Below are 1,744 nucleotides of genomic sequence, written 5' to 3' on the forward strand. Positions count from 1 at the left end.
GTCGTTACCTGCGGGAACACCCCGTCAGGAGGTGCCCTCAGCGGCGCCTGCGGGTGAGTCCGCGGGCGGTGGCGGCGTTGGGCAGCGCGGCCTCGGTGGGTGGCAAGTTGTCGGTGCCGGTGGCCTGGTCGGGGGCGCCGGCGGCGCCGGCGCTGGGGCATGCGATTCCGGTCAGCAGCATCAGCGCGGCTCCCGAGGCCGCCGGCGGGCCGGGCAATCTGCTCGGTGGCATGCCGCTGGCCGGCGCCGGTGCCGGCGGGCACGGGGTGGCGGGTCCCAAGTACGGATTCCGGCCCACCGTCATGGCCCGGCCACCCTTCGCGGGATAGCTTCGGCCCCAGCAACTCTGGCGCAAAACCAGGACGCGCCCTGTCGCCAAGCACCGGCGGCAGGGCGCGTTTCCGCGTGCCCGGACGTCGCATCCGGGCACGCCCCAGCGAATCTCCAGCGGGCTTTATCTGCGGCCGGATTTTTATCCCGCGCTGGGCTTTTCGCGTAGGCGCGGCCCCGCCGCCACCGCCCGCGGACTCACCCGCAGGCGCCGCTGAGGGCACCTCCTGACGGGGTGTTCCCGCAGGTAACGACGGTGCCGGCGCGACGCGTCCCGGGGGCGCCCCGATGGCACCGCCACGGGGGAGCGCGCCGCCGGCGCCTGGCCGGCCGCAGCTGCGGCGGCATCGCGGGAGCGGCGCGGGGCGGCGCGGCCATTTAGCCTTCCGAGCAAGCAAATTCTGATGGTCATCGCCAAGAGATCACCTGCGAGGGGATACATGTCGTTCGAGCCCGGTGCTTCGTAACCATGGACTTCGGGGCATTTCCGCCGGAGATCAACTCCGGTCGCATGTACGCGGGTCCGGGGTCGGGTCCGCTCATGGCCGCGGCCGCCGCCTGGGATGGGCTGGGCGCCGAGTTAGGCAGTGCCGCGAGCGGGTACACGTCGGTGATTTCGGAACTGACCCAGGCGCCGTGGGTGGGGCCGGCCTCGGCGTCCATGTTGTCGGCGGTGACGCCGTACGTGAGCTGGTTGAGCGTCCTGGCCGGGCAGGCCGAGGAGACGGCGGGCCAGGCCCGGGCGGCGGCCGCCGCGTTTGAGGCAGCGTTCGCGATGACGGTGCCGCCGCCGGTGATCGCCGCCAACCGGGTGCTGTTGGCGACCCTGGTCGCGACGAACTTCTTCGGGCAGAACACCCCGGCGATCGCGGCCACCGAGGCGCAGTACATGGAGATGTGGGCCCAGGACGCCGCCGCGATGTACGGCTACGCCGCTTCGTCGTTGGCGGCCTCGCAGCTGACCCCGCTGACGTCGCCGCCCAACACCACCACGCCCGAGGCCGACTCCAACCAGGCCGCCGCGGTCGCCCAGGCCGTCGCCGAGCCGGCGGGCAACACCGCCCAGACGACCTCGCAGCTGGCGACGCCGCAAGCCTTGACGGCCACCACGCAGGCGGTGACGCAGGCCTCGACGACGACGGCGTCGCAGCCGGGACCGTTCACCTGGCTGCAGAATCTGATAGACGGCTTCCTGCAGTCCGGGCTGCCCACGCCGACCAACAACTACGCGGGCCTGAACACCGGCATGTACGGCACCTTGCTGAAGCAGACCACGGGCCTCGCCTATTTCTCGAACGGCATCACCAGCTTCTGGTCGTCGATCGCCCAGCAGCTGATCTCCGGTCCCGGTGGTAGCACGGCCGGTGCCGGTGGTGCCTGGTATCCCACGCCGCAGTTCGCGAGCCTGGGGCTG

At 72.1% G+C, this 1,744-nt stretch carries 1 protein-coding gene and 1 pseudogene; both read left to right on the forward strand.

From position 1 onward, the window contains the following. Positions 1-329 (forward strand): annotated as a pseudogene (locus tag A9W96_RS27445) (hypothetical protein); the annotation flags it as partial. A gap of 470 nt (positions 330-799) precedes the next feature. Further along, the coding region (locus A9W96_RS32960) for a PPE family protein (RefSeq protein ID WP_067143174.1) at positions 800-1,744 on the forward strand (945 nt) is incomplete at its 3' end.

It is taken from the genome of Mycobacterium sp. 1245852.3 (genome assembly GCF_001669335.1).
In the GTDB taxonomy this organism is placed as follows: domain Bacteria; phylum Actinomycetota; class Actinomycetes; order Mycobacteriales; family Mycobacteriaceae; genus Mycobacterium; species Mycobacterium europaeum_A.